This is a genomic window from Silvimonas iriomotensis, from assembly GCF_014645535.1.
In the GTDB taxonomy this organism is placed as follows: domain Bacteria; phylum Pseudomonadota; class Gammaproteobacteria; order Burkholderiales; family Chitinibacteraceae; genus Silvimonas; species Silvimonas iriomotensis.
In genome coordinates this window covers 36,863-56,823 of sequence record NZ_BMLX01000007.1, presented here as the reverse complement: position 1 = coordinate 56,823, position 19,961 = coordinate 36,863, and the positions used below count along the sequence as shown (strand labels likewise).

Sequence of the window (19,961 nt, the reverse complement as noted above, 5' to 3'; positions counted from 1 at the left end):
ACCTGACCGGCACCTGCATCACAGGTGGGCGGCGGCTGGCGTTTGAATAAGCCCGGAACCGGCCGGTACAGGCAGCCAGGTTCGTTGTGGCCATGCACAAGGAATGCTCCGAATGGTAGGGATTATCATCGTCACCCACGTGTCGCTGGGGGAAGCGTTGATCTCGTGTGCCGAGCACATCATGGGTCGGCCGCTGACCAACGTCGGCCAGTTGTCGGTCAGCAAGACAGAAGACCCGGATGACGTCGTGCTCAAGGCGCACGACCTGATCGACATGCTGGATGATGGCTCAGGGATTTTGCTGCTCACCGATATTTACGGCGGCACGCCGTCCAATGTCTCTAACCGCCTGATCCAGCCGGGGCGCGTGGAGGCGGTGGCGGGCGTGAACCTGCCCATGCTGGTGCGGGCGTTGACGTACTGTCAGCAGCCGCTGGAAGTGGTGGTCAGCAAGGCCATTACCGGCGGGCTTGAAGGTGTTTTGTATATGTTGCCCAATGCGGCGCAGGGTTGAATCAGGGGATCTGTGGTCATGCCGGTAAAAGAGCTCGAAATCGTGAACAAGCTGGGTCTGCATGCGCGGGCATCCAGCAAGCTGACGCAACTGGCCAGTCAGTTTCAAAGTGAAGTATGGATCAGCCGTAACCAGAAACGTGTCAACGCAAAGTCCATCATGGGCGTCATGATGCTGGCGGCGGGCAAGGGCAGCATGGTTACCATTGAAACCACGGGCCCGGATGACCAGATGGCGCTTGATGCACTGGAAGCGCTGATTGCTGATTACTTTGGCGAAGGCGAATAAGCGTAGCCATCAACCTGCCGGCCTGGGCCGGCAACGCTTCGCCGAGTTTTGTCGGCCGCACCTGAAACCATGGGTCCGGGAATGGCGGCGACACAGGAGTCCGAATGAGTCTTGCCTTGCACGGGATCGGGATTGGCGGTGGCGTCGCCATCGGGCACGCCCACCTCATATCGCATACCGATATCGAAATTGCGCACTACACCGTGCGCCCGGAGGATATTGCCGGCGAAGTGGCGCGCTATGACTCTGCGGTCAAAACAGCGCGGCAAGAGCTGGAAATGCTCTGGGGCAGTATTCCGGAGAACGCGCCGACCGAGCTGGGGGCGTTCCTGAGCCTGCATATCATGCTGCTCAACGACCAGACGCTGTCGGTCGAACCCAAAGAGATCATCGAAAAGCGCAAGTGCAACGCCGAATGGGCGCTCAAACTGCAACTGGATACCTTGCTGGCGCAGTTTGACGAGATCGAAGAAGAATACCTGCGTGAGCGCCGCACCGACGTCATCCAGGTGACCGAGCGCATTTTCAAGACGCTGGCGGGCCATGACATGGCCATGCACACGCCGGCACCGACCGACCGGGATTCCATCCTTGTCGCGCATGATCTGTCGCCGGCTGACATGGTGCTGTTCAAAGACAGCGAATACATGGCGTTCATTACCGACGTCGGCGGCCCGACCAGCCACACCGCCATTCTGGCGCGCAGTCTGGATTTGCCGTCCGTGCTGGCGTTGCGCCATGCGCGCTCGCTGATCCATGAAGACGAACTGATTATTGTCGATGGCGTGAACGGCGTGGTCATTGTCGACCCGGACGAGCGCACGCTGACTGAATACCGCGCCCGCCAGGCCGACTGGACCGAGCGCCAGGCGCGGCTGCAGGATATCCGCACCAGTACGCCGGTCACTCAGGACGGGGTTGAGATCGAACTCTTTGGCAACATCGAGTTGCCGGAAGACACGGATCAGGTGATCGAGAACAACGCGACCGGGATTGGCCTGTTCCGCTCCGAGTTCCTGTTCTTGTCAGAAGACGATCTGCCGACCGAGCAAGAACAGTACGAAGCGTATCGCGCGGTGGCAGAGCAGATGAATGGCCAGCCGGTCATCATCCGCACCATCGATCTTGGCAAAGACAAGATTCCCAAATGGCAGGAAGAAACCGATGCGCCCAACCCGGCGCTGGGCCTGACGGGTATCCGCCTGTGCCTGGCCGAGGCCCAGTTGTTCCGCACCCAATTGCGCGCGCTGCTGCGGGCGTCGGCCTACGGCAAGATCAAACTGCTGGTGCCCATGCTCTCGCACGTGGGCGAGGTGCGCCAGACGCGCCGGCATCTGGAAGAAGTCAAAGCGCAACTGCGGGCCGAGGGCATTCCGTTTGATGAACACATCGAACTGGGCGGCATGATCGAAGTACCGGCAGCGGCGTTTACGGTGGAGCACTTCCTGCATCATCTGGATTTTGCGTCCATCGGCACCAATGACCTGATCCAGTACACGCTGGCGGTAGACCGCAATGACGACGCGGTGTCCCATCTGTATGACCCGGTGCACCCGGCGGTGATCCGGCTGTTGCACCACGTGATCAGCACCTGCAACCGCGTGGGCAAGCCGATCTCCATGTGCGGCGAAATGGCGGGTGATCCGGCGCTGACACGCTTGTTGCTCGGCCTTGGCTTGCGGCGTTTCTCCATGCTGCCGGCGCGGTTGCTGAAGGTGAAAGAGCAAGTGCTGTCGACCGATCTGGAGCGCATCAAGCCGCTGATTGCACGTTTGCTGGAAGCCGACGAGATCGAAACGCTCTGGCACGTGATGGAAGAACTGCAGGCCTGATTGCCCCTGCAATTTGATCTGTCCCACAAAAAGCCCGGTTTGCCGGGCTTTTTCATGCCATTTATGCAGGATTTCTTTTGAAAATCCGCACCTTGTTGCAAATACTGCAAAAAGCCGTGCGCGGCGCGCGGCGCGGCCTCAGGTCAACCGGAAACAAGGAGCGGTCATGTCGGGTAAATTCCATCTGAAAACGGCCAAGGACGGCCAGTTCATGTTCAATCTGCATGCGGCCAATGGGCAGATCATTCTGACCAGCGAGTTGTATACCGCCAAAGCATCGGCGTTGAATGGCATTGAGTCGGTGCGCAAGAACGCGCCCGATGACGTGCATTACGAACGCAAGGAAAGCAAGGATGGCCATCCGTACTTTGTGCTGAAGGCGGCCAACCATCAGGTGATCGGCAAAAGCGAGATGTACAACAGCAAGGCGGCGATGGAAAACGGGATCGAGTCGGTCAAGAAAAACGGGCCGGACGCCAAGCTGGTGGAAGACTGACCCCGCATCTGGTACGCATGAAAAAGCCCCGGTAAACCGGGGCTTTTTGTTGTGGCGCAGGACCAACCCTCAGGCGGTTCTGGCTTCCGGCATCGTGGCAAAGCTGTCGAGCACTTGCAGAATCTCGTCGGTCCGTTGCTGCATCAGCGCCGGATTGCCGCGGGACTCCACATTCAGGCGGATCACGGGCTCGGTGTTGGATGAGCGCAGATTCATGCGCCAGTCGGCAAACGCCAGGCTGATGCCGTCGGTTTCGTCGATGCTGAGGGCCTCGTGCTCGTAGCGGCGGCGGACTTCTGCAATGGCGCCCGGCGCATCGGCCAGTTTGCGGTTGATCTCACCCGAGGACGGAAAGCGGGCGATCCGGTCTGCCACCAGCGTAGACAGCGGCTGGCCCGTGCGGCTGAGCAACTGACAGACCAGCAGCCACGGAATCATACCGCTATCGCAGTAGGCAAAATCGCGGAAGTAATGGTGGGCGCTCATTTCGCCGCCGTAAATGGCGTCTTCCTGGCGCATGCGTTCCTTGATAAAGGCGTGGCCCGTCTTGCTTTGCACCGGCACGCCGCCCGCTTGCTGCACCACATCGATCGTGTTCCAGGTCAGCCGCGGGTCATGGATGATGCGCGAGCCCGGCTGCCGCGCCAGGAACGCCGCCGCCAGCAAGCCGACAATGTAATAGCCTTCGATGAACTCGCCGCGTTCGTCGAACAAAAAGCAGCGATCAAAGTCGCCATCCCAGGCGATACCCATGTCGGCGCCGTGTTCACGCACCGCATTAGCGGTATCGGCGCGGCATTCCGGCAAAAGCGGATTGGGAATGCCATGCGGAAAGGTGCCGTCCGGCTCGTTGTGCACCTTGATAAACGTCACCGGCACTTTCATGCGCTGGAACACGGCATCGAGCGCATTGACCACATGGCCGGCAGCGCCGTTACCGGCGTTGACTACCAGTTTGAGCGGGCGCAGCGCAGACAGATCGACATAACCCAGCAGATGCTGCACATACGCATCCAGAATGCTCTGACGCGCCAGGCCGCCACGCTGGATGGCCGGCGCGAAATTGCGCGATTCTGCCAGCGCCTGGATTTCACGCAGGCCGGTGTCGCCGCTGATGGGGCGGGCGCCGCGGCGGACCAGCTTCATGCCGTTGTAGTCGATCGGGTTATGACTGGCCGTGACCTCAATGCCGCCATCCACATCCAGGTGGAACGCGGCAAAGTAGACTTCTTCCGTCCCGGTCATGCCAATGTCGATCACATCGGCGCCGGCATCCATCAGCCCGTTGGCCAGCGCCGCTTTCAGGCCCGGCGTAGAGGTGCGGACATCCCCGCCAATGACCACGCGCCTGGCGTGCAGAAACTGGGCATAGGCGCGGCCGATGGCGTAGGCGATATCCTCGTTGAGCTCATCGCCCAGCCGGCCGCGGATGTCATAAGCCTTGAAGCAACGCAAAGTGCTCATTTCACAACCTCGGGTTTGTCGACGCGGCCGTAAGTGTCTTCAAAGCGCACGATATCGTCTTCACCCAGATAGGCGCCCGATTGCACCTCGATCAGCTCCAGCGGAATCTTGCCCGGGTTCTTGAGCCGGTGCGTGGTGCCCAGCGGAATATAGGTCGACTGGTTCTCGGTCAGCAGAATGTGCTGATCGCCGTTATCCACCAGCGCCGTGCCCTTGACCACAATCCAGTGTTCAGCGCGGTGGTGGTGCATTTGCAGGCTCAGTTGCGAGCCTGGGCTGACGATGATGCGTTTGACCTGGAAGCGGTCGCCGTGATCGATCCCTTCATACGAGCCCCAAGGCCGGTACACCTTGCGATGGGTGACGGACTCGGACCGGCCGGACGCATTCAGGCGCTCGACCATTTTCTTCACGTCTTGCACTTTGTCCTTGTGCGCGACGAGGATGGCATCGGCGGTTTCGACAATCACAATGTTGTCTACGCCAATGGCTGCCACCATGCGGTGCTCGGCGCGGATGTACGAACTGCTCACGCGATCGGTCAGCACGTCGCCAATCACGGTATTGCCGGCGGCGTCTTTGCTGCCGATGTCGGCCAGGGCGTCCCAGGAGCCAATATCGCTCCAGCCCAGATCGGCGGCTTCAATCACGGCCGCCTCGGTGGTTTTTTCCATCACGGCGTAGTCGATCGAGTCGGACGGGCAGCCCAGGAAAGCCTCTTTGTTCAGGCGGGTGAAATCGCCATCGCGCATGCTGCGTTCCAGCGACAACTCGGCCTTGAGTAGCATGTCCGGGTTCAGGCGGCGCAGTTCGGACAAATAGACTGACGCTTTGAGCATGAACATGCCGCTGTTCCAGTAATAACGGCCATCACCCAGGAAACGCTCGGCCGTGGCCAGATCCGGTTTTTCGACAAAAGACTGCACTTTGTAGGCATTGGCCGGGCCCAGCCCTTCGCCGCGCAGGATGTAACCATAGCCGGTCTGGGGCGAGGTCGGCTTGATCCCGAATGTCACCAGCTTGCCCAGGCCGGCCACTTCGGCCGCTTCATCCACCAGGCTGGCAAAGACATTGTCTTTGCGGATGACATGGTCAGAGGGCATCACCAGCAGCAAGCCATCCGGGTCTTTGGCGGTAACCAGCAGCGCAGCGATGGCAACGGCGGGCGCGGTGTTGCGGCCGGCCGGTTCCAGCACGATGGTGTCGGGCACGATGCCGATCTTGCGGACCTGTTCTGCCACCAGAAAGCGCTGTTCTTCATGCGAGATCAGAATCGGCGCAGCCGCCTGATTGAGGTTCTTGAGGCGCAACACGGTCTGTTGCAGCAGGCTGGTTTCGCCGGTGAGCTTCAGGTACTGCTTCGGGTAACCACCACGCGACATCGGCCACAGACGCGAACCACTGCCACCACACAGAACCACGGGATAAATAGACATGATGTTGTTCCTGCTCAAGACGGGTTTGGCACAACCGGGTGTCCGGCATATGAGATTACTATAGATGAAATGTTAAATAACATGAATAGTAATTTTGTGATGTGCCTAACTGTGCTAAGGCTGATGAAGAGTGATGTGTAATGCGGTGAAATCCGCATGCAGACAAGCGTTGCGCGGTGGTGTGCCTTGGCGGATCAAGGTCTGAAAAGGGTTTAAGAAAGCTTTCAGCTTACAACCGTTTGTCTAAAGGCGTGCTGATAAGCCCTTGTTGTAAAAGCATTTTTGCTGCGCTGCGGCAAAACGCGATAAAAAAACGGACGTCAGCTGACGTCCGTTGCGTTTGGGGTACGGTGGGCGCCGCGGTTATTCCTTGTGATACACCTGCGCGCCGCGTTTGACGAACTCGATCGACTTGGCTTCCATGCCCTTGCTCAATGCTTCGGCCTCGGCAATGCCTTGCTGGGCGGCAAAGTCGCGCACGTCCTGCGTGATCTTCATCGAACAGAAGTGCGGGCCGCACATGGAACAGAAGTGGGCCAGCTTGGCGCCTTCCTGCGGCAGCGTTTCATCATGGAAAGAACGCGCCTTGTCCGGGTCCAGACCCAGGTTGAACTGGTCTTCCCAGCGGAATTCGAAGCGCGCCTTGGACAACGCGTTATCACGAATCTGTGCGCCCGGGTGGCCCTTGGCCAGGTCGGCTGCGTGGGCGGCCAGCTTGTAGGTGATGATGCCTTCCTTCACGTCATCTTTGTTCGGCAAGCCCAGATGCTCCTTGGGCGTGACGTAACACAGCATGGCGGTGCCATACCAGCCGATCTGCGCCGCGCCAATGGCAGAGGTGATGTGGTCGTAACCCGGGGCGATGTCGGTGGTCAGCGGGCCCAGAGTGTAGAACGGCGCTTCGTGGCAGTCCTGCAGTTCAAGGTCCATGTTTTCCTTGATCAACTGCATCGGCACGTGGCCCGGGCCTTCAATCATCACCTGGACGTCGTGTTCCCACGCAATCTTCGTCAGCTCGCCCAGCGTTCTGAGTTCACCCAGTTGCGCCTCGTCATTGGCGTCCCAGACCGAACCCGGACGCAGGCCGTCGCCCAGGCTGAAGCTCACGTCGTAGGCCTTCATGATTTCGCAGATTTCGGCGAAATGCGTGTAGAGAAAGTTCTCCTGGTGGTGCGCCAGACACCACTTGGCCATGATCGAGCCGCCGCGGCTGACAATGCCGGTCATGCGGTTGGCGGTGAGCGGCACATAACGCAGCAGCACGCCGGCATGGATGGTGAAGTAATCGACGCCTTGTTCGGCTTGTTCGATCAGCGTGTCACGGAACAGCTCCCAGGTCAGGTCTTCGGCCTTGCCGTTGACCTTTTCCAGCGCCTGGTAAATAGGTACCGTACCAATCGGCACCGGGCTGTTCCGCAAAATCCACTCACGGGTTTCATGGATGTTCTTGCCGGTCGACAGATCCATGATGGTATCGGCGCCCCAGCGGATGCCCCAGGTCATCTTGTCCACTTCTTCATTGATGGACGAGGTGACGGCCGAGTTACCGATATTGCCGTTGATCTTCACCAGGAAATTGCGGCCGATGATCATCGGCTCCAGTTCCGGGTGGTTGATGTTGGCGGGGATGATGGCGCGGCCGCGGGCGATTTCGTCACGCACGAACTCCGGCGTGATTTTCGCCGGAATCGCCGCACCAAAGCTCTGGCCCGGATGCTGGCGCAGCATCAGTTCAGCCATGCGCTTGCTACGATCGCCCAGGGTTTGCAGGCTGGCAATGTACTCTTCGCGGCGCATGTTCTCGCGGATCGCCACGTATTCCATTTCCGGCGTGACAATGCCCTTGCGCGCGTAGTGCATCTGGCTCACGTTGCCGCCGGCTTTGGCGCGGCGCGGCTGGCGGTGCAACTCAAAACGCAATTCATCAAGCGACTTGTCTGCAGCGCGGCCACGGCCGAACTCGCTGGTCAGATCGGTCAAAAGTTCGGTATCGGCGCGTTCTTCAATCCAGGCGCCGCGCACGCTGGGCAAACCTTTGCGCACATCGATTTTTGCCGCTGGGTCGGTATACAGGCCGGAGGTGTCGTACACGGTGATCGGCGGATTCTGCTCGCCGCCAAAGGCGGTAGGCGTATCATGCTGGCTGATCTCGCGCATGGGCACGCGCAGATCGGGCCGGCTGCCTTCTACATAAATCTTGCGGGAGTTGGGCAGTGGCTGGATCGCAGCTTCGTCCACGTGGGCACTGGCTGCGCTGAAATCTGCACGGGTATTCATGGGCGTCTTCCTTCTTGAGAAAAGGGCGCAGGTACGCGCGATAGACGCCAGGCCCGGACGGGCGGATGGCGGCTTCGCTTCCCTACGCCGGTGTGAACCGGATCAGGTGCAAAGGGACTCTCTCATCCGCGGCAAAGCACGGAACCCCTAGCGAAACTCTGCTGTGACGTTACGCAGTTTATGAGATAATCGCAAGTTAATTTACAAGACAGTCCGGTCAGCGGTAGCGCGCCAGCGCTCAGGCTAACGGGACTGAAACGTCGGTTGGATCGCTCAGAAGACGCCGTCTGGCGCCTGTTTTTTCAAGGTGAAAAGCATGGATTGGGAACACGCCCGTTATCTGCTGGTAGAGCAGCAAATTCGCCCGTGGGATGTGCTGGATCAGAAAGTGCTGGACCGTGTATTGACGGTCAAGCGTGAAGACTTTGTCCCCGCAGACAAAAAAGCGCTGGCTTTTGTTGACTCTGAACTGCCGATCGGCCACGAAGCCACCATGCTGGCCCCGAAGGTCGAAGCGCGTTTCCTGCAAGACGTAGAAGTACAACCGACCGACAAAGTGCTGATCGCCGGTGCCGGTACGGGTTACCTGATGGCGCTGGCCGCCGGTCTGGCCTCGCAAGTGTACGGTGTGGAAATCGAACCGGAACTGGCCAGCCAGGCTGAAGCCAATCTGGCGCGCGCCGGCGTGCGCAATGCCCGCGTGGTTGTGGGCGATGCCGTGCGCGGTTTTGCTGAACAAGCCCCGTTTGACGTGATCATTGTCACCGGCTCGTTCGAAAGCGTTCCCGCTTCGCTCAAGGAACAACTGGCAGTCGGCGGCCGTCTGATCGCCATCGTCGGCCAGTTGCCGATCATGAGCGCCACGCTGGTTCGCCGCGTTGACCACAACGCCTACAGCGAAGAAAAACTGTTTGAATACAACCTGCCGCGCATGAAGAACGCGCCGGCCGTGTCTGCCTTTCGCTTTTAAGTAGCGCTGGCGGTCAACGCAAAAGGCGTGGCGCTGGATGCCACGCCTTTTTTTGTAATGTTTTAATGGATCAGGACACTGACAGATGCAGCAACTCTCCGCCCAGGACCTCGCCGCATGGTTGCAAGATGACGCACGTAGCAAGCCGGTATTGCTGGATGTGCGCGAAGGCTGGGAATACGCCATGTGCCATCTGGATGGCAGCACGCACCTGCCCATGAACGAAATCCCGCAGCGTTTTTCCGAACTGGATGAAGACGCCGAGATCGTCGTGATCTGCCATCACGGCATGCGTAGCTACCAGGTGGGTGTGTTCCTGGAACGCCAGGGCTTTGGTCATATCAGCAACCTCGCCGGCGGTGTGGATGCCTGGGCCGGTTCGGTTGATCCGGCCATGGCCCGCTATTGATCTGCGCGGCTTAATAACGACAATTTCAGGTGCGATGTCAGGGATGCGTTGAGTATGCTGGCAATTGTCGTCAAACTGTTCGCCTGATCCATGATAATGAACAAGTGAATGGCCACGCTGTGCGGCCATTCCCTCGACGGACGTAAAGCAATGATTCTGGTGACCGGTGGCGCCGGGTTTATTGGCGGCAACTTCGTGCTGGACTGGCTGGCTGCCAGCGACGAGCCGGTGTTGAACCTGGACAAACTGACTTATGCAGGCAACCTGCAGACGCTGACCGCGCTGGAACATGATGCGCGTCATGTGTTTGTCCGTGGCGATATCGGTGATACCGCGCTGGTGCCACAACTCCTGGCCCGCTACCGGCCCCGCGCAGTGATCAACTTTGCGGCCGAATCACACGTCGATCGCTCTATTCACGGCCCGTCTGACTTTATCCAGACCAATATCGTCGGCACGTTCAATCTACTGGAATCCGTACGCGGGCACTGGTCCGCGTTGCCGGACGACGAACGCGCGGCCTTCCGCTTTGTGCATGTCTCCACCGATGAAGTGTATGGCTCGCTGGCGCCGGATGACGCGCCATTCCGCGAGACCAACCCGCACGCGCCCAACAGCCCGTATTCGGCCTCCAAGGCTGCGTCTGACCATCTGGTCCGCGCCTGGCACCACACCTACGGGTTGCCGGTACTGACGACCAATTGCTCCAACAATTACGGTCCTTACCATTTCCCGGAAAAACTGATCCCGCTGGTGATCCTCAACGCGCTGGCCGGCAAACCACTGCCGGTTTATGGCGACGGCCAACAAGTGCGCGACTGGTTGTACGTGAAGGATCACTGTGCCGCTATCCGCTGCGTGCTCGGGGCAGGGCAGGTGGGGCAGACCTACAACGTGGGTGGCTGGAACGAGAAACCCAATCTGGATGTCGTGCATACCATCTGCCGCATTCTGGATGAACTGCGCCCGCGTGCAGATGGCCAGCCCTACGCCAGCCAGATCACCTTTGTGACCGACCGCCCCGGCCATGATCGCCGCTACGCCATTGACGCCACGCGGCTGGCGGATGAACTGGGCTGGAAGCCGGAAGAGACCTTTGACAGTGGTATCCGCAAGACGGTGACCTGGTATCTGGATAACGAGGCCTGGGTCAGCAATGTGACCTCGGGTGCTTACCGCGACTGGATCGCGCAGCAGTACGAGCGCTGACATGCCGCGCATTCTGATCACGGGCAAAAACGGCCAGGTCGGCTTTGAACTGCAGCGCAGCCTGGCGGTGCTGGGTGAAGTCATTGCCATTGGCCGGGAAGACTGCGATCTGGCTGACCCCGCAGCCATTGATGCGCTGGTTGAGCGCATTGCGCCAGACGTCATCGTCAACCCGGCTGCGTATACCGCGGTGGACCGGGCAGAGACGGACGCCGCCACCGCCCGGGCAATCAACGAAACCGCACCCGCAACCTTTGCCGCTGCCGCCGTGCGCCGCGGTGCGCTGCTGGTGCATTACTCCACCGATTATGTGTTCGACGGTACGCAAACCACACCATACCGCGAAACCGACACCGCCGCGCCGCGCTCGGTCTACGGCCAGACCAAACGTGATGGTGAACTCGCGATCGAACGCAGCGGTTGCCGTTATGTGACCTTGCGAACCAGCTGGGTGTACGGCGCCTGGGGCAACAATTTTGCCAAAACCATCCTGCGGCTGGCCAAAGAGCGTGACGCGCTCAAGGTGGTGGCCGACCAGTTTGGCGCGCCCACGCCGGCCGCATTGATTGCTGACGTCACCGCCCATATCGTGGCGCGCTACCTTGGCAGTACAGATGCCGCCGGCTTCCCGTTCGGCACCTATCACCTCACCACTGCAGGCGAAACCAGCTGGCATGGTTATGCCACGACGCTGATCAACACCGCCCGTGCCCTGGGCGCGCCAATGCGGCTTGATCCGGCGGCCATTACGCCAGTCAGTACCCCCGAATACCCGCTGCCGGCGCCGCGCCCGGCCAGCTCCCGTTTGTCGACCGAGAAACTGCAACGCACCTTTGGCCTGATCCTGCCCCCATGGGAGCAAGCCCTGGCCCACGTGTTGCGCCAACTGATCCCGACGGAGAAGCCATGAGCACCCGACCCAGAAAAGGCATCATTCTTGCCGGTGGTTCCGGCACGCGGCTTTACCCGGCTACGCTGGCGGTCTCCAAGCAACTATTGCCTATCTACGACAAACCGATGATTTACTACCCGCTGAGCACCTTGATGCTGGCGGGGATTCGCGAGATTCTGGTAATCTCCACGCCGCAAGACACGCCTCGCTTTCAGCAGTTGTTAGGTGATGGCAGTCAATGGGGACTCCATTTACAGTACGCGGTACAGCCTTCTCCGGATGGTCTGGCGCAAGCATTTGTCATCGGCCGTGAGTTTGTCGGGCAAGACAATTGCGCTCTGGTGCTGGGCGACAACGTATTTTACGGCGCAGATTTTGCCAATTTGCTGGCCGGCGCAGCAGCCAAACCGGCTGGCGCCACGGTCTTTGCCTATCGGGTCAACGACCCGGAACGCTATGGCGTGGTGGAGTTCGACAGCACCGGCAAAGCCATCAGCATCGAAGAAAAGCCTTCGCAGCCCAAATCGGCCTTTGCGGTGACCGGGCTCTATTTCTACGACAATGACGTGCTCGACATTGCCCGGGATATCAAGCCTTCCGCCCGCGGAGAGCTTGAGATCACGGACGTCAATTCGCACTACCTTGCGGCCGGTACGCTGGATGTCAAAACCATGGGCCGGGGCTACGCCTGGCTGGACATGGGCACGCATGACTCGATGCTGGAAGCCAGCCAGTTCATCCAGACGATTGAATCACGGCAGGGGCTGAAGATTTGCTGCCCGGAAGAAATTGCATGGCGCGCCGGCTGGATTGACGCCGCGCGGGTCGAGCAAATGGCCAGACCCATGAGCAAGAACAATTACGGCAAGTATTTGCTGAAAATGCTGGTTGAGGGCTGAGCATGAACGTGGTTGACACTGCACTGCATGGCGTGAAGATCATTGAACCGCGCGTGTTTGGTGACGAGCGCGGTTATTTTTTTGAGAGCTTCAACAGCAAGCGGTTTGAAGAAGCGACAGGTGTCGCAGCGACGTTTGTGCAGGATAACCAGTCCCGCTCGGTCAAAGACGTATTGCGCGGCCTGCATTATCAGATCGGGCGCCCGCAAGGCAAGCTGGTGCGGGTGTTGCAGGGTGAAATTCATGATGTGGTGGTCGACCTGCGAACGCAGTCACCCACCTTTGGCCGCTGGGAGTCTTATGTGCTCAGCGCCGAAAACAAAAAGCAGTTATGGGTGCCCGAAGGGTTTGCCCACGGCTTTCTCACGCTTTCAAGCGTTGCGGAAGTGTTTTACAAAACAACAGATTACTGGGCGCCGGAGTGCGAGCGGACCATCCGCTGGGACGACCCGGATCTTGGCATAGACTGGGGGGGGGGCGTGTTCCCGCAGGTGTCACAAAAAGATAGCGCAGGCGGCGGGTTTGCAAGTGCAGAGAAGTTTTGATCTCCAGGAAGGGATTGCCCGGTTCTGGTGCTGATTGTAATTGATTATTAAATAGCTAAATGATTCATATTCTTGGTTCGGCTTTTCTGTCCTTTCTGATTTTTGCCTTGTGGTGCGGTAGCGGCGCCTATTTATTCTGTAAATCCCGTCGTTTCAAAATTGAAGAGGATGGCGGTGAGCTGGCTCTTGCTTTTGGCGCATTGCTTGCTGGATTGGCATTTTTTATGCTGATTATTGGATCGAATTTGCTCGTTCCGGGGCGTTTTGCATTTCCAGCTATAGCCGTGGCTTTAACCTTGATTTCGTTGTGGGTTATAATTAAAAGTGACCGGAAGACGCAGCGTGATATTTTAGCCGAGACCGGGCAATTACTGATTCCTGTCGCGTGTTTTGCCGTACTCATTGTTATTATGTACCGGCTGTTGGGTGTCTGGTTGTTTGAAGGGCCCAATCACGATCTCTTGTATTACTACCAGGGCGCACTGTGGGGGTTGGAGCACGCTCAATGGGTAGATAGCGAGTTTGTCACGCAAACCTGGGGTATCGCCAAATGCAACGGGTGGCTTGTTGGGTATGACTGTGCTGTCTATCGCGGTGGGGCATACAGCCTCGCGGGATGGAGTATGGTCTTTTCTGGCTACAGGGAAGGCGGGGTCATCTGGCTTTCCTACCTCTTCTGCCCGTTGATGTTTTCGCTGGCTGTACGACTTGCCATTGCCAGCAATACGCGCATGCCTGCTGGTGCATGGGCGGTACGGCTCATTTTGACGCTGTGCCTGGCGTTTTCCGGGCCGCTACTTTCGGCTCTTACCAATAGCAATCAGGCTACCGCACTGGTTGGCACCCTTCTGGCATTACTGGTAGTGGTGGGGCAAATAGAGAAATTGAATCTGACCACGCTGGCGGGCGTGATCGGAGTGATTGCCGGTCTGTGCACCCAGCTTTACGGTGAAGCCATTGTTTATTCTGTGGCTATTGGCGGCGGGATACTTCTGTGCAGACTCTGGTTTGAGAAAGCCCGATTCCCTTCGTCCTGGGTACAAGCGGTCTTTGTGGCTCTTGTGGGGTTCCTGCTTGCTGGCAATCTGGCGATATACGCAGCGGTAAAATCCGTTCTGTTTATATCCGGTATTGCAAATGGCGGTGCCTGGCCGACCGGATATATCGGAGGTCCGTGGTGGGGTTGGCTGGGGGCCTGGTATGCCGCCGATCTCATTGGTCCGGAAACCACGACCCTGGTGAGTATTGTCGCCGGGGGTGTGGTGATGCTTTTTTCCATTGTTGTTATTCTGGCCAGCCGGAGTAAATATCCCCGGCTTATATCCGTACTTGCGCCGACGGTGGTGTTGTCTACGGGATTAATCGGCCTGATCTTGAAGCGAAATTATGCTTATGGGGAACATAAGATATTGCAATTGCTGGGACCGTCCTGGGGTGTACTGACCTGCATTGCATGTTTGTGTCTTATGGAATTGGCGAGATGTTTGCCGAATGCAATTTTTAGTCGACTTGTGCGCCGTCTGGCTGTGGTTCCAATTATATGCATGGCGCTAATAAGCGTAGATTTTCTGGAGCGGTCTTTTAGTTATTTTGATGATATCGGCGTCGCCCATGAAATTTCCAGGGATGTAGAGCATCTGAATGCTGTGCCGAAAGGGGCAACAGTTGTTTTTGATGATTCAGCCTGGTTTGGCCGAGAGAGATTCCAGAAAGACCAATATCTTGCTTTTTTGATTGTTGAGGCCGGAGGCCACCCGGTGTTTCCGGATATGGAGGCTGATGCTTCGCGTGGCGGGTATTTTCATGTCTCGCTGAATAGAACATTCGAGACGGCTGGGCGACCGTCCTGGCTGCTTCAGGCCAAATCCCGCGTCGGGGGTGTCAGTTGCTTTCCGAGGTCTGGCCCGGCATTGTATGAGGGTGATAGCTACCGGATTTTTGATCTTGCCGACTCGGGCGTGGTAGTAGCAGGTCGCGGCTGGAACCCGGCCCCCAATGGGCGTTGTCTGGTGTCACGCACGTTTGACATTGAGCTATACGCTCCCGCGGAGGGGTTTGTACTCAAGATAGCAAAGCCCCGGGGAGGGCGGGCTGACCTGATCAGCGCGATTGCATTGGTTAAAAATGGCAGCGTTGCAGCCGGTATTCCGACCGATGGCGACGTAATGACGGTGCCTGTTGGTATGGGTTGGCAACGCTTGACCGTAAAATTGGATAAATCGCCGGACGCTGGTGCAAAACCTGCCAGCGCATCCGGGACCTGATTGTAATAACTATTATTTGCTGGAATTGAAATGAGCCTTGTTCACCTTTTTATTATTATTTTTGCTACCGGATTGGCTGCGCTTGGCAGTCTTTGCCTGAAACTGGCAGCTCTTCGGCTCCCCACGTTCTCGGTTACGCCTGGTTACGCACTGGCATTGATATCTAACCCGTACCTTATCGTGGGTGCGGCGTTGCACGTGGTACCGTTGCTTATCTGGGTTTATTTACTGAAGTTTGTAGACCTGAGCAAACTCCAGCCCATGATGTCCATGGTCTATGTGTTCTCGGCTGTATTGGCCTATCTGGTGCTCCAGGAGCCGGTGGGTGGTATGCGTATTGCAGGTATTTGTATCATTATCGTTGGGGTTTGCCTTGTCTCCATCTCGTAAGAAGAAGCTGCTGATTGTTCTCAATTACTACTACCCATATGTCAGCGGAGTCAGCGAATACGCACGTTCAGTGGCCGAGTCCCTGGCTAACACATATGACGTAACTGTATTGACGGGCAAACATTTGCCAGACCTTCCCGATGTTGAATCGCGCGACGGCTACACGATAGTCCGGGCAAAGCCGCTTTTCTTCTTCGACAAGGGTTACATTTCTATCAACTTTCTGCGTCTTTTCAGAAAGTTGCAGAAAGAAGCGGATATCGTGAATCTGCACTACCCGATGCTGGAAAGCGGTGTGCTCGCGAGTTTGACCAAAAAGCCGATCCTGATGACTTATCAGTGCGATATGGCACTTGTGGGCGGTGTGGTTTCCCGGCTGGCGGTGTCGCTGGTCCGGTGGTCGGGGCGGCGGGCTATTGAGCGTTCTGCCAGAATCGTGACCCTGAGTAGTGACTATGCGGCGCATTCGGATGCGTTGCAGTCGGCCATGGAAAAAGTGGTCCAGGTTTACCCGGCTAACCGTTTCGAGAATGCGGCCAATACTCCAGCCAATACGGCGGTATTGCCCTGTGAAGTGCAGGAAGGCAAACGGATTGTGGGGTTTGTTGGGCGCTTCGTAAAAGAAAAGGGCATCGATGTCCTGCTTGAAGCAATTAGCCGGGTCAACGATGAGAACGTTGTGTTCTGGCTTGCCGGTGATTATGAAGGCGTGGCCGGTGGCAGCGTCATGGATGAACTGTCGGCACGTCTCAAGTCGCTGGGCAATCAGGTGGTATTGCTGGGCAGACTGACCGATGACCAGTTGATCGAGTTCTACAGGGCTATTGATGTATTGGTGCTGCCCAGCGTGAACCGCTTTGAGGCCTTTGGCATGGTGCAGATGGAAGCCATGACTTTTGGTTCTCTCGTGGTGACCACGAACATGTCCGGGGTTCGGGAAGTGGTCAACCGGACGGGATTTGGCGGGTTGGCTGCGCCTGGTGACTCCGTGTCGCTGGAAAAGGCCATCCGCTCCGTACTGGAAATGCGGGAAACCTGTTCGCGGGAGAAAGTGACGCGAGCCGTTCTGGAAACATTCAATTTGCAAGAGTTCAGCTCTGCCTACAAGAAATTGATCGACGAGCTGTCCTCCGCCACCGGGGTGCTGGAGTATCGTGCATGATTTTCCAAAGCGGAAAACCGCATGCGGTACTCAAGCTGTTGCGTCCCCATCAATGGGCCAAGAACGCGTTTGTTCTGGCCCCGCTTTTGTTTGCGGGCGCATTTCTTGATCTCAAGGCCATTGTGTCTGCAATTCTGGCACTGGTTATCTTCAGTATTGCTGCATCAACGGTCTATATCATCAATGATCTGCACGATATTGAAAAAGACCGGGCGCATCCGCTGAAGTCCAGGTCACGCCCCCTGGCATCCGGGGCGCTGCAGAAAAAAGACGCGCTATGCATATTGGCCGTTCTCTATGTACTGCTTGCCCTGCTTGGCTATCAACATCTTCCGGTGCTTGCTGTAACGATCGTTTATATGATTGTGAATATCGCATACACCTTCGTGCTCAAGCATGAGCCCGTGATTGATATTTTCACAATTGCAGCCGGCTTTGTCCTGCGGGTTTATGCGGGTGCCGTTGCGATTACCGTTCCGGTATCCAACTGGATGTTCGTCACGGCGCTTTGCCTTGCGTTGTACCTTGCGTCTATCAAACGGCGGCAGGAGCTGGTGATTCACGGCAAAGAATCCAGAAAAGTGTTGCGTCGGTACACCGTCACGCTGGTTGATCGATACGCAGAAATGTCGGCTGTCGGGGCGCTGGTTTTCTACAGCCTGTATGTCATGGACTCAAAGCCGAAGCTGGTTTTGTCCATTCCCATTGTGCTGTTTGGTCTTTTTCGGTACTGGTTTGTCGTGGATTGCCACAATGCCGGCGAATCGCCAACCGATGTACTTTACTCGGACAAACAATTGATTTTTACCGTCCTGCTCTGGGCAGGTGTATGCGCATGGGCGCTTTGGCCCGCTGCGGTGTGAACTGAAATGGATATTTCGTACGTCCTTACCCCATTTGTCGCGTGGCTTTGTGCGGGGTCGCTCAAATATGCGATTAACCGTTTTCTGCATGGCTCCGCGGCCAGGTCGCTGATTGGTTACGGCGGCATGCCGAGCAATCACAGCGCGATCGTATCAAGCATGGCGATGTTGATTTATCTGCGCGAAGGCCTCGCTAGCCCTGCGCTGGGCGTGGCGGTGACGTTGGCCTTTATTGTCATGCTGGATGCAACAAGCTTGCGCCGGCATGTCGGGAATATTGCGGTGCGTGTGAATGAGCTCGGGGTAGATCAGCCCGCGCGGGCCAGGTTGCGCGAGCGTATCGGACACCGACCAATCGAAATTCTTGGTGGTATCATGACCGGTTGCGTCGTCGCTTGTCTGGTTCGTTACAGTTTCATGCATCTTGCCGGTCAATAAGGCATGTTTACGCATGTAGTTTGCGGCAGCCAGCATGATGCTGGCTGCGGGGTCGAACCCTGGTAGCGCATGCGCCAGGACAGGCGGGCTCCCGCAAGAAAATCTAACGCAGTTGTCAGTAAGCAGGGCAGACAACTGCGTGGCTTATAAACCATTTTGGCTCACTCTTGGTATTACCATGAATATCACTCCCGTTATCCTTTGTGGCGGCAGCGGCACGCGCATGTGGCCACTCTCGCGCGGTGGTTTCCCCAAGCAATACCTGGCGCTGTACGGCGACCAGACGCTGGTGCAGCAGACTGCATTGCGTTTGCAAGGGCTTGAACAGACCGGTGAGCCTATCTTCATTACCAACCAGGAACAGCGCTTCCTGGTGGCCGAGCAAATGCGCTCTGTCAGCATCGAACCGTCTGCCGTGATTCTGGAGCCGGTCGGCCGCAACACGGCACCGGCCGTTGCCGCCGCTGCGCTGGTGGCGGTGAAGAACGATCCGGATGCGATGATTCTGGTGTTGCCGTCGGATCACGTGATCCAGAACGACAAGACGTTCTGTGACCTCGTTGCACGCGCGGCCGGTGTGGCTGCAGCGGGCAAGCTGGTCACCTTCGGCATTGCGCCGACTTCGCCCAACACGGGCTATGGCTATATCCGTCGTGGCGCGGCGCTGGCTGAGCTGGACGGCGGTTACACGGTTGAGGCCTTCGTGGAAAAACCGGATCTGGCCAAGGCTGAGGGTTTCCTGGCGGCGGGCGGTTATTACTGGAACAGCGGCATGTTCCTGTTCAAGGCCAGCGTGTACCTGGAAGAACTGGGGCTGATCCGCCCGGACATCCTCAAGCAGGTGACGTTCTCGGTCGAACATGCCGAGACGGACAAGGACTTTCTGCGTCTGGACCACGAAAGCTTCTCGGCCTGCCCGGAAGATTCTATCGACTACGCGGTCATGGAGCATACCCGCCATGCAGTGGTGGTTGAGGCCGCGGGTCTGGGCTGGAGTGATATCGGCTCCTGGTCGGCGCTGGCTGAAGTGGCGCAGGCCGATGCCAATGGCAACAACCTGCTGGGCGACGTGATGGCTGATCGCGTGACCAACAGCTACATCCGCGCTGAAAACCGCATGATCGCCGCCATCGGCGTAGATAATCTGGTGATCGTGGAAACGGCCGATGCCATTCTGGTGGCGACCAAAGAACATGCGCAGGACGTCAAGAAGATTGTCCAGCGCCTGAGCGAATCCGGCCGCAGTGAGTCTGTGACCCATCGCAAGGTGTTCCGCCCATGGGGTAGCTATGAGGGTCTGGACCAGGAAGATCGTTTCCAGGTCAAGCGCATCATCGTGAATCCGGGCTGCTCGTTGAGCTTGCAGATGCATCATCACCGCGCCGAGCACTGGATCGTGGTGAAGGGTACCGCTGTGGTCACCAATGGTGAGCAGGAACTCTTGCTGACTGAAAACCAGTCCACTTACATTCCGTTGGGCGTGACGCACCGTTTGCGCAACCCGGGCAAGATCCCGCTCGAAATCATCGAAGTGCAGTCCGGCCCGTATCTGGGCGAGGACGATATCGTGCGCTTTGAAGATACCTACGGCCGTGTTCCACAGAAATAAAAGC

19 protein-coding genes and 1 riboswitch are annotated in these 19,961 nt (G+C 57.8%); of the genes, 16 read left to right on the top strand and 3 right to left on the bottom strand.

The window, feature by feature from the left end; translation table 11 throughout:
• Positions 1-112 precede the first annotated feature (112 nt).
• From IEX57_RS18390 to IEX57_RS18375, 4 genes are all read left to right on the top strand, one after another.
• Complete coding sequence (locus IEX57_RS18390; RefSeq protein ID WP_184102100.1) at positions 113-514, top strand: PTS sugar transporter subunit IIA; 402 nt, start codon at positions 113-115, stop codon at positions 512-514.
• A gap of 18 nt (positions 515-532) precedes the next feature.
• Positions 533-802, top strand: a complete 270-nt coding sequence (locus IEX57_RS18385; RefSeq protein WP_184102101.1) for an HPr family phosphocarrier protein — start codon at positions 533-535, stop codon at positions 800-802.
• Between the two features lie 104 nt (positions 803-906).
• Positions 907-2,634: a phosphoenolpyruvate--protein phosphotransferase gene (gene ptsP, locus IEX57_RS18380; protein ID WP_188706310.1), complete on the top strand. Its 1,728-nt coding sequence runs from the start codon at positions 907-909 to the stop codon at positions 2,632-2,634.
• Between the two features lie 166 nt (positions 2,635-2,800).
• Complete coding sequence (locus IEX57_RS18375) at positions 2,801-3,130, top strand: YegP family protein (RefSeq protein WP_188706309.1); 330 nt, start codon at positions 2,801-2,803, stop codon at positions 3,128-3,130.
• Between the two features lie 69 nt (positions 3,131-3,199).
• Here IEX57_RS18375 and IEX57_RS18370 read toward each other — a convergent pair whose 3' ends face one another.
• From IEX57_RS18370 to thiC, 3 genes are all read right to left on the bottom strand, one after another.
• Positions 3,200-4,594, bottom strand: a complete 1,395-nt coding sequence (locus tag IEX57_RS18370; protein ID WP_188706307.1) for a phosphohexomutase domain-containing protein — start codon at positions 4,592-4,594, stop codon at positions 3,200-3,202.
• Positions 4,591-6,030: a mannose-1-phosphate guanylyltransferase/mannose-6-phosphate isomerase gene (locus IEX57_RS18365; RefSeq protein WP_188706305.1), complete on the bottom strand. Its 1,440-nt coding sequence runs from the start codon at positions 6,028-6,030 to the stop codon at positions 4,591-4,593. The genes IEX57_RS18370 and IEX57_RS18365 overlap by 4 nt, the downstream gene beginning before the upstream one ends.
• A 363-nt stretch (positions 6,031-6,393) precedes the next feature.
• Positions 6,394-8,307: a phosphomethylpyrimidine synthase ThiC gene (thiC, locus tag IEX57_RS18360; protein ID WP_188706303.1), complete on the bottom strand. Its 1,914-nt coding sequence runs from the start codon at positions 8,305-8,307 to the stop codon at positions 6,394-6,396.
• 62 nt (positions 8,308-8,369) lie between these two features.
• A riboswitch (TPP riboswitch) is annotated at positions 8,370-8,466 on the bottom strand.
• 157 nt (positions 8,467-8,623) lie between these two features.
• Between thiC and IEX57_RS18355 the strand changes: the two genes are divergently transcribed.
• The 12 genes from IEX57_RS18355 to IEX57_RS18300 all read left to right on the top strand — a co-directional run bounded on the left by IEX57_RS18355 (position 8,624) and on the right by IEX57_RS18300 (position 19,957).
• A complete protein-coding gene (locus tag IEX57_RS18355; protein WP_188706300.1) occupies positions 8,624-9,277 on the top strand; it encodes a protein-L-isoaspartate O-methyltransferase family protein in 654 nt (217 codons plus the stop codon).
• Positions 9,278-9,362: 85 nt separating this feature from the next.
• Complete coding sequence (locus IEX57_RS18350) at positions 9,363-9,686, top strand: rhodanese-like domain-containing protein (protein ID WP_188706298.1); 324 nt, start codon at positions 9,363-9,365, stop codon at positions 9,684-9,686.
• A gap of 150 nt (positions 9,687-9,836) precedes the next feature.
• On the top strand, positions 9,837-10,895 hold the full coding sequence (gene rfbB / locus IEX57_RS18345) for a dTDP-glucose 4,6-dehydratase (RefSeq protein WP_188706296.1): 1,059 nt from the start codon (positions 9,837-9,839) through the stop codon (positions 10,893-10,895).
• Between the two features lies 1 nt (position 10,896).
• Positions 10,897-11,805: a dTDP-4-dehydrorhamnose reductase gene (gene rfbD / locus IEX57_RS18340; RefSeq protein ID WP_188706294.1), complete on the top strand. Its 909-nt coding sequence runs from the start codon at positions 10,897-10,899 to the stop codon at positions 11,803-11,805.
• The gene (rfbA, locus tag IEX57_RS18335) at positions 11,802-12,686 is read left to right on the top strand and encodes a glucose-1-phosphate thymidylyltransferase RfbA (protein ID WP_188706292.1); all 885 of its coding nucleotides are present in this window, start codon (positions 11,802-11,804) and stop codon (positions 12,684-12,686) included. The genes rfbD and rfbA overlap by 4 nt, the downstream gene beginning before the upstream one ends.
• Positions 12,687-12,688: 2 nt before the next feature.
• Positions 12,689-13,231: a dTDP-4-dehydrorhamnose 3,5-epimerase gene (gene rfbC, locus IEX57_RS18330; RefSeq protein WP_188706290.1), complete on the top strand. Its 543-nt coding sequence runs from the start codon at positions 12,689-12,691 to the stop codon at positions 13,229-13,231.
• Between the two features lie 59 nt (positions 13,232-13,290).
• Positions 13,291-15,495 carry a hypothetical protein gene (locus IEX57_RS18325; protein WP_188706288.1) on the top strand — a complete coding sequence of 735 codons (2,205 nt, stop codon included), beginning with the start codon at positions 13,291-13,293 and terminating at the stop codon, positions 15,493-15,495.
• Between the two features lie 30 nt (positions 15,496-15,525).
• Complete coding sequence (locus tag IEX57_RS18320; protein WP_188706286.1) at positions 15,526-15,885, top strand: EamA family transporter; 360 nt, start codon at positions 15,526-15,528, stop codon at positions 15,883-15,885.
• On the top strand, positions 15,869-17,047 hold the full coding sequence (locus IEX57_RS18315) for a glycosyltransferase family 4 protein (RefSeq protein ID WP_188706284.1): 1,179 nt from the start codon (positions 15,869-15,871) through the stop codon (positions 17,045-17,047). Before IEX57_RS18320 ends, IEX57_RS18315 begins: the two co-directional genes overlap by 17 nt.
• A complete protein-coding gene (locus tag IEX57_RS18310) occupies positions 17,044-17,910 on the top strand; it encodes a decaprenyl-phosphate phosphoribosyltransferase (RefSeq protein ID WP_188706282.1) in 867 nt (288 codons plus the stop codon). The genes IEX57_RS18315 and IEX57_RS18310 overlap by 4 nt, the downstream gene beginning before the upstream one ends.
• Positions 17,911-17,916: 6 nt before the next feature.
• Complete coding sequence (locus IEX57_RS18305; RefSeq protein ID WP_188706280.1) at positions 17,917-18,348, top strand: divergent PAP2 family protein; 432 nt, start codon at positions 17,917-17,919, stop codon at positions 18,346-18,348.
• Positions 18,349-18,526: 178 nt separating this feature from the next.
• Entirely contained in the window at positions 18,527-19,957 is a 1,431-nt protein-coding gene (locus tag IEX57_RS18300; RefSeq protein WP_188706278.1) for a mannose-1-phosphate guanylyltransferase/mannose-6-phosphate isomerase, read from the top strand.
• Positions 19,958-19,961: the final 4 nt, after the last annotated feature.

Excerpts from the sequence above, each read along its gene's own strand:
- IEX57_RS18355 (WP_188706300.1), top strand. The coding sequence starts at position 8,624 with ATGGATTGGGAACACGCCCGTTATCTGCTGGTAGAGCAGCAAATTCGC.
- IEX57_RS18375 (WP_188706309.1), top strand. The coding sequence starts at position 2,801 with ATGTCGGGTAAATTCCATCTGAAAACGGCCAAGGACGGCCAGTTCATG.
- IEX57_RS18300 (WP_188706278.1), top strand. The coding sequence starts at position 18,527 with ATGAATATCACTCCCGTTATCCTTTGTGGCGGCAGCGGCACGCGCATG.
- rfbD (WP_188706294.1), top strand. The coding sequence starts at position 10,897 with ATGCCGCGCATTCTGATCACGGGCAAAAACGGCCAGGTCGGCTTTGAA.
- IEX57_RS18310 (WP_188706282.1), top strand. The coding sequence starts at position 17,044 with ATGATTTTCCAAAGCGGAAAACCGCATGCGGTACTCAAGCTGTTGCGT.
- rfbA (WP_188706292.1), top strand. The coding sequence starts at position 11,802 with ATGAGCACCCGACCCAGAAAAGGCATCATTCTTGCCGGTGGTTCCGGC.
- thiC (WP_188706303.1), bottom strand. The coding sequence starts at position 8,307 with ATGAATACCCGTGCAGATTTCAGCGCAGCCAGTGCCCACGTGGACGAA.
- IEX57_RS18305 (WP_188706280.1), top strand. The coding sequence starts at position 17,917 with ATGGATATTTCGTACGTCCTTACCCCATTTGTCGCGTGGCTTTGTGCG.
- ptsP (WP_188706310.1), top strand. The coding sequence starts at position 907 with ATGAGTCTTGCCTTGCACGGGATCGGGATTGGCGGTGGCGTCGCCATC.
- IEX57_RS18370 (WP_188706307.1), bottom strand. The coding sequence starts at position 4,594 with ATGAGCACTTTGCGTTGCTTCAAGGCTTATGACATCCGCGGCCGGCTG.
- IEX57_RS18365 (WP_188706305.1), bottom strand. The coding sequence starts at position 6,030 with ATGTCTATTTATCCCGTGGTTCTGTGTGGTGGCAGTGGTTCGCGTCTG.
- IEX57_RS18320 (WP_188706286.1), top strand. The coding sequence starts at position 15,526 with ATGAGCCTTGTTCACCTTTTTATTATTATTTTTGCTACCGGATTGGCT.
- IEX57_RS18385 (WP_184102101.1), top strand. The coding sequence starts at position 533 with ATGCCGGTAAAAGAGCTCGAAATCGTGAACAAGCTGGGTCTGCATGCG.
- rfbC (WP_188706290.1), top strand. The coding sequence starts at position 12,689 with ATGAACGTGGTTGACACTGCACTGCATGGCGTGAAGATCATTGAACCG.
- IEX57_RS18350 (WP_188706298.1), top strand. The coding sequence starts at position 9,363 with ATGCAGCAACTCTCCGCCCAGGACCTCGCCGCATGGTTGCAAGATGAC.
- rfbB (WP_188706296.1), top strand. The coding sequence starts at position 9,837 with ATGATTCTGGTGACCGGTGGCGCCGGGTTTATTGGCGGCAACTTCGTG.
- IEX57_RS18390 (WP_184102100.1), top strand. The coding sequence starts at position 113 with ATGGTAGGGATTATCATCGTCACCCACGTGTCGCTGGGGGAAGCGTTG.
- IEX57_RS18325 (WP_188706288.1), top strand. The coding sequence starts at position 13,291 with ATGATTCATATTCTTGGTTCGGCTTTTCTGTCCTTTCTGATTTTTGCC.